Source organism: Lentzea indica (genome assembly GCF_012184385.1).
Classification (GTDB): Bacteria; Actinomycetota; Actinomycetes; order Mycobacteriales; family Pseudonocardiaceae; genus Lentzea; species Lentzea indica.
In genome coordinates this window covers 58,563-64,927 of the sequence record NZ_VSRL01000022.1, presented here as the reverse complement: position 1 = coordinate 64,927, position 6,365 = coordinate 58,563, and the positions used below count along the sequence as shown (strand labels likewise).

The window sequence follows — 6,365 nt, the reverse complement described above, 5'->3', positions numbered from 1 at the left end:
GGTCAGCAGGACGCGGCGTCGCGGGTCCGAGACGCTCCGGCGCAGCAGTTCGTGCGTGGTGGACATGGTCGTTCCTGCTCTCTTGTGATCAGCGGGTCAGGTAGCGCCCATTTTGGTCTTGCGGTCGCTCAGGTCCACAGTGGACGCGGTGGTCGAGACCGCTCCGTCGCCACGGTGGTCCGCAGCGCGTCGTAGCTGTGGTCCCACGGGCCGAGGACGAGGCCGATGAACGCGCCGCGGGCGATCGGCATGTTGAAGCCGTTGGTCATCAGGTCAACGCGGTGTCCATCGAAAGTGGACACGAGGATGACGGCGGCCGGGCTCGATCAGCCGGTGCACGTTGCACATCGGGCACTCGGTGAAGCCCCTGGTGGTTGATGTCGGCCATGGTCATGGTCGAAGCCCTTCTGCGAGGTTCGTTCGTCGGGGTCGATGATCTCCTCCAGCGCGCCGAGCCGGTGCTCTGTTCGCCGAGGTCATCGTCACGGCGCTTCTCGGCTTACGCCTCTTTGGTGGTCGATCCCGCCCTCGGCACGTCAGTCGCGAACATCACGATCCCAGCCGACGACGGGCTTGCGCTTCGTAGATCAGACGAGGTGCAGCCCGCTGTTGGTGAAGCCCGTTCCGATGATCGCCTCGCGGCCGTCCCACGGGTAGTACGCGAAGCCGGCGCCGTTGTGCCACGCCTTCACCTGGCCATCGGCGAGCACCGTGACGATGTCGGACCTGCCGTCGCCGTCCAGATCGGCGAAGTGCGCCGTGTCGTTCGTGAAGCCCATTCCGATGATCGCCTCACGGCCGTCCCACGGGTAGTACGCGAAGCCCGAACCGTTGTGCCACGCCTTCACCTCACCGCTGGGCAGGACGGTGATGATCTCGGCCTTGCGGTCGCCGTCGAGGTCCGCGAAGTGGAGGTTCTCGTTGGTGAACCCGGTGCCGATGATCGCATCGAGGCCGGACCACGGGTAGTCCACGAACCCACCGCCGTTGTGCCAGGCCTTCACATCACCGTCCGCGAGCACGGTGATGATCTCGGCCTTGCGGTCGCCGTCGAGGTCCGCGAAGTGCACGGTGTCGTTGCCGAATCCGTTGCCGATGACGGCCTGCGCGCCGTCCCACGGGTTGTCCCTGAACGTGCCGCCGTGGCGCCAGGCCTTGACCCGGCCGTCGGCGAGGACCGTGATGATCTCCTCGTCACCGTCGCCGTCGAGGTCGGCGAAGTGCAGGCCGTCGTCGGTGAAATCCCAGCCCACGATGGCCTCCGCGTCCCACGGATGGGGTGCGAAGCCCGCGCCGTTGCGCCACGCCTTCACCCGGCCGTCGCCCAGCACCGCGGCCACGTCGCTCCTGCCGTCACCCGACAGCGACGAGCCGGAGCCGAGGTTGAAGCGGTAGAGGTTCCATGTGCGCATCAGCGAGATGACCTTGTTCGCGTACTCGGGGTCCGTCGCGTACCTCACGGCGATCTTGCGGGCGAACTCGTCGGGATCGTCGAGGTGGTTGAACGCCGGTGCGTAGACGGAGTAGGTGGAGAGCAGCCTGCCGTAGTCACGGAACGAGTCGCGCATCGAGGCGTACACCCGGAAGTAGGCCGTCGTGGTGTGGCAGTCGGGCGTGCACTCCTCGGTGAGGTACTGGTGGCAGCCGATCGCGATCGGGCCGGGACTGGTGGGACCGGTGCACTTGAAGCCGAAGTAGTTCTTGTCGTTCACCGACAGCGTGCTGCGCCCCCAGCCGGACTCGAGGATCGACTGTGCGGCGGCGACGGACGCGGGCACCCGGTACTCGGCCTGCACGGCCTGGGCGCTCGGACCGGCTACGGCGATGAAGTCGTCGTGATACTCCGCCATCGCCTTCTCGCGGGTTTCCCTTTGGTTGATCTCGGCCGGCGCCGCCTGTGTCGTGCCGGTGAGGGCGAGCGCGGCGAGCAGCGCGAGAGCTGCGGTTCCCATGACTGTCCTTTCTGGATTCCCGTTCGTCGGATAAGCTGAGCATCGTTGTCGGTCCTCAGTGGACACCCCGAGGCTCTGCCGTGCTTCGCCGAAGCGCCTGCAAGTCACCTGAAAAGGTCGTTTGCGGACGACGAGAACAGCCCAGTGGCGGGGAGACGGCGAGCCCGACGACAGCTGGGCTGCGGCTCCCGCACTATTGGGCGAGGCGGCGGTGATGATCAGCACGCGGGCAGTCTCGCCGCCGAGTGCGGTGGCCTCGCCGCTGAATCTGGTAGCCCGGTTCAGCATCTGGCGGGCGCGCGACCACGGCAAGTACCGAGAGAGATCCGCGCCAAGGGCATCCGGCCGATCATCGCCCGCCGCGGTGTCGACCACGGCGCCGGACTGGGCGTACACCAATGGGTGGTCGAGCAGACCCTGGCCCTGCTGCACTGGTTCCGCCGCCTGCGCATCCGCTGGGAGATCCGCGACGACATCCACGAAACCTTCCTCAGCCTCGGCTGCTCGATCATCCGCTGGCGACGCCTCCAACGCCACCAGTCGTTGCATTAGGACCTCCAAAGGCTGAACTCGCGCAACGCAGTCATGTCAGGGACGCCGACCAACTGCTGCGCTCGCAGCACAATGCCTTCCGGCAACGGTCGAGCTGGCATCCCGCACCCAGTGACCAGCACTGCGAGCACCACGAACCACTGCACGACGTTCCGCTTGGGCCTCACGGTCATGAGACGGAACCGTGCACGGGTTGCGCGTTGCCTGTTCAGCGGCGCCAGCGTCCGCCGAGCAGGAAGACAAGGGGCAGGAAGAGCACATTGCACAGCATCGCGATCAGCAGCCACTGGCTCCATCTCGTACCGTCGGCCGCGACGACTGGCGACATGATCAGCACGACCACGATCATGAGCCGGACGGACAGGCCGAAACCGCCCCATGCCGTGGCCTGCAGGTCCGGCCGCAGATCCTCCACGTCCTCGGAAAAGAGCGCCATCCAGGGCGCGTACACCGCCGCCATCGCGATGCCGAGCAGCGCGTTGAGCCCGACCAACAGTCCGACGTTCGCCTTCCCGCTGTCGACCACGGCGATGAGCGCCGCCATGCCGACGATGCCGCTGACCACGCCGGCGAGGATCACCGGCTTGCGCGCCTGCAGGCGATCGGACAGCCGTCCGGCGGCGACGAGCGCCAGCAGGTTGAACGCCCAGGTGACGGCCATGACGGCCGCGGCTCGGCTCTCGGCCAGGCCGAACGCCTGCACCAGCAGTGTTGGTCCGAAGATGTGCATCGTCCAGTACCAGACCAACCACAGTGTGATGCCCACGAGATGTGCCCAGAAGACCCGGTGTGCCATGAGTCCCTTGGTGAGGCGCAGGTCGACCACGCTTCGTTCCGCCATGGCCATGTCCGACTCGGACGTGATGACGCGCGCCCGCAACTTCGGTGACAGATCCGCGATGAAGAACATGATCACGACGGAGGACGCCAGCGCGATGGTGCCCATGATGATTACCTGCGACCGCCAGCTCGCCAAGATCGACAGCGTTGCGCCCGCGAGGCCGGCGGCCAGGAAGTTGGCACCGACCGGTCCCCACGTCCAGAAACCGAACGCCGTGGCACGTCCCAGCCGCGGCGAGAAGTCACGGACCAGGCCGGCGGTCCTCGTGACCGCCGCGCCCTCGATGAACAAGAGTATGCAGCGCACCAGCAGAAACTGCGTCGGCGTCTGCACCAGCACGGTCGCGAGGTTGCACACGGCGGCGAGCACCAGCGCGGGTATCAACAGCACGACGCGGCCGTGCCGGTCGGCGATCCGGCCACCGATCGCGGCCGAGACGCCGCCAACGGCCACGGCCAGCGCACCGATCAGGCCGTAGGTCTTCAGCGACATCCCCATGTCTTCGAGCAACAGCGGCACGACGGGCGAGAGCTGGCCCTCGAAGTTGACGATGAGGCTCGCCAGTACCGCCATCAGCAGATAGCGCAGTCGCCGGGAACCCGTTGGATACCGCGTCAACTCGCGCGCGTAGAACGGTGGCACCGGACATCTCCCAGAATTGTCGAGACGGCTGTAGGACGCCCGTACTCGCCTGCAGGGCAGTGTTGGTGAGTTATGCCTGCTGGCGAAGGGCCTTGTGGGGCACAGGGCGGCGGGAGAACCGCATGGCGCCGTCGTCGATCGGGCCGTGCCGCAGCTTCAGCAGGTCGTGCGCGTAGCTCATGCCGAGCCGCCACGGTGGCCGCGAGCCGGCTTTCGGGAACTCGTCGATGGACCGCAGCACGTAACCGGCTTGGAAGTCCAGCAGTGGCTGCTCGGTGACGGCCGGATCGTCGTTGGTCGGTGTGCACTGGTCGTAGCCGTGGGTGTCGAGATACCGCAGCAGGCGTACCACGTACTCGCTGACGAGGTCCGCCTTCAGTGTCCACGACGCGTTCGTGTAGCCGACCGTGAAGGCGAGGTTCGGCAGCCCGCTGAGCATCATGCCCTTGTACGCCATGGTCTTCGGGAGCTCGACCTCGCGGCCGTCGACGGCGAGCCGGATGCCGCCGAGGGCGAGCAGTCGCAGTCCGGTGGCGGTGACGACAACGTCCGCCTCGAGTTCGGCGCCCGATTCCAGGCGCAGCCCCGCCTCGGTGAACTCCGCGACGCGATCGGTCACGACGGACACCCGTCCCTGGTTGATCGTGGCGAACAGGTCGCCGTCGGGCGCGAAGCACAGCCGTTGGTCCCACGGTTGGTAGCGGGGCTTGAAGTGCATGTCGATGTCGTAGCCGGGCGGCAGTCGTCGGATCGCCGCCTTGCGGAGCACCGACTTCACGATGTGCGGACGGCGTCTGCTGAGCTGGTAGATCAGCGTGCCCACCGCAACGTTCTTCCACCGCACGATCGGGTATGCGTGTCGTGTGCCGAGCAGGCGCCGCAACATCTTCGCGACAACGTCCTCCGACGGCAACGGCATGACGTATGTGGGCGAGCGCTGCAGCATCGTCACGTGTGCGGCACTCGCAGCCATGGCGGGTACGAGCGTGACGGCCGTCGCGCCGCTGCCGATCACGATCACTTTCTTGCCTGCGTGGTCGAGGTCCTCCGGCCAGTGCTGCGGGTGAACGACGGTCCCGCCGAACCGTTCGATGCCGGGAAAGTGGGGTACATGGCCGGCGTCGTAGTGGTAGTAGCCGGTGCAGACGTACAAGAAGCCAGCGGTCAGTCGGACCTTTTCGTCGCGGTGGACCACCTCCACCGTCCAGCACGCGTCCGATGTGGACCATTCCGCGCGCACCGTCCGGTGCCCGAAACGGATGTGCTGGTCGATGCCCGCCTCTGCGGCGGTGTCGCGGATGTAGCGGAGGATCGACGGTCCGTCGGCGATGGCCTTGGCCTGCGTCCACGGCCGGAACCGGTAGCCGAGCGTGTGCATGTCGGAGTCGGACCGCACACCGGGGTACCGGAACAGGTCCCAGGTGCCGCCGATCGTGTCGCGCGCCTCGAGGACTGCGTAGGTCCGGCCGGGCAGGGCTGACTGGATGTGGTGTGCCGCTCCGATGCCGGACAGACCGGCGCCGATGATGAGCACGTCGAGGTGCTCGGTCGTCGTAGTCACACGGACTCCCTCCGTCTGGCCCGCAGACGCGAGACGACGGCGTGGTAGTGGGTGGGCGTGATCCGGGCAAGAGCGTCGAACAGGTAGGCGTCCGGTCCGACGAGAATCCGTGCCTTGCCGCGCTCGACGCCACGGTGGATGATCGCTGCCGCCCTGTCCGGCGATGTCATCGTGGCGGCCTCGAACTGCGCCGCCATCTGTTCCTTCGTCCGCCCGAGACCCTCGGGGTCGGTGCGCATGCGCGCGTTGCGGGCGATGTTCGTGGTGATGCCGCCCGGATGGATGGTCACGGCGCGCACGCCGGTGCCGCGCAGTTCCTGGCGCAGCGCGTCGGTGAATCCGCGGATGGCGAACTTGGAGGCGCAGTAGGCGCTCTGGTGCGGCATGCCGAGCAGGCCGAACACGCTCGAGGTGTTCACGATGACGCCGTCGTTCTGGTGGACGAGGATCGGCAGGAACGCACGGGTACCGTGGACCACTCCCCAGAAGTTGATGTCGAACAGCCACTCGTCGTCCTCTGGCACGGTGTGCAGGACGGCCGAGGTCACCGCGACGCCGGCGTTGTTGAACACCGCAACCAGAGGAGCTGGGAGCCACTCGCGCACCTCGTTGGCGAACCGCTGCTGCGCGGCCGCATCGCGGACGTCGAGAACGCGGCTGAGCACCGGGCCGCACAACGACGTCGCAACCGTGCTCAACCGGGCCTCGTCCATGTCGGCGAGGGCCACGGGAGAACCCAGCCCCGACAGACGCAGGGCCAGGCTGCGGCCGATGCCGGACGCTGCGCCGGTGATCACCACGGGACGGCCTGCGATCT

General features: G+C 67.3%; 6 protein-coding genes. 1 reads left to right on the top strand and 5 read right to left on the bottom strand.

All coding sequences use genetic code 11. The annotated features are described in order from the left end of the window. Positions 1–128: 128 nt before the first annotated feature. Together FXN61_RS09045 and FXN61_RS09040 are read right to left on the bottom strand one after the other, a co-directional pair. Complete coding sequence (locus tag FXN61_RS09045) at positions 129–302, bottom strand: hypothetical protein (protein WP_167972154.1); 174 nt, start codon at positions 300–302, stop codon at positions 129–131. Positions 303–587: 285 nt separating this feature from the next. Continuing rightward, complete coding sequence (locus FXN61_RS09040) at positions 588–1,952, bottom strand: glucosaminidase domain-containing protein (protein ID WP_167972151.1); 1,365 nt, start codon at positions 1,950–1,952, stop codon at positions 588–590. A gap of 144 nt (positions 1,953–2,096) precedes the next feature. Here FXN61_RS09040 and FXN61_RS09035 point away from each other — a divergent pair, with 144 nt between their 5' ends. Beyond that, positions 2,097–2,504, top strand: a complete 408-nt coding sequence (locus tag FXN61_RS09035) for a hypothetical protein (protein ID WP_167972149.1) — start codon at positions 2,097–2,099, stop codon at positions 2,502–2,504. Between the two features lie 208 nt (positions 2,505–2,712). Here FXN61_RS09035 and FXN61_RS09030 read toward each other — a convergent pair whose 3' ends face one another. From FXN61_RS09030 to FXN61_RS50570, 3 genes are all read right to left on the bottom strand, one after another. Beyond that, positions 2,713–3,987: an MFS transporter gene (locus tag FXN61_RS09030; RefSeq protein WP_167972147.1), complete on the bottom strand. Its 1,275-nt coding sequence runs from the start codon at positions 3,985–3,987 to the stop codon at positions 2,713–2,715. Positions 3,988–4,057: 70 nt separating this feature from the next. Continuing rightward, entirely contained in the window at positions 4,058–5,548 is a 1,491-nt protein-coding gene (locus FXN61_RS09025) for a flavin-containing monooxygenase (RefSeq protein ID WP_167972145.1), read from the bottom strand. Beyond that, positions 5,545–6,345: an SDR family NAD(P)-dependent oxidoreductase gene (locus FXN61_RS50570; RefSeq protein WP_312877607.1), complete on the bottom strand. Its 801-nt coding sequence runs from the start codon at positions 6,343–6,345 to the stop codon at positions 5,545–5,547. The genes FXN61_RS09025 and FXN61_RS50570 overlap by 4 nt, the downstream gene beginning before the upstream one ends. Between the last annotated feature and the right edge of the window lie 20 nt (positions 6,346–6,365).

What these genes read in the sequence shown, in the direction of transcription:
- FXN61_RS09040 (WP_167972151.1), bottom strand. Translation starts at nt 1,952, where the DNA reads ATGGGAACCGCAGCTCTCGCGCTGCTCGCCGCGCTCGCCCTCACCGGC.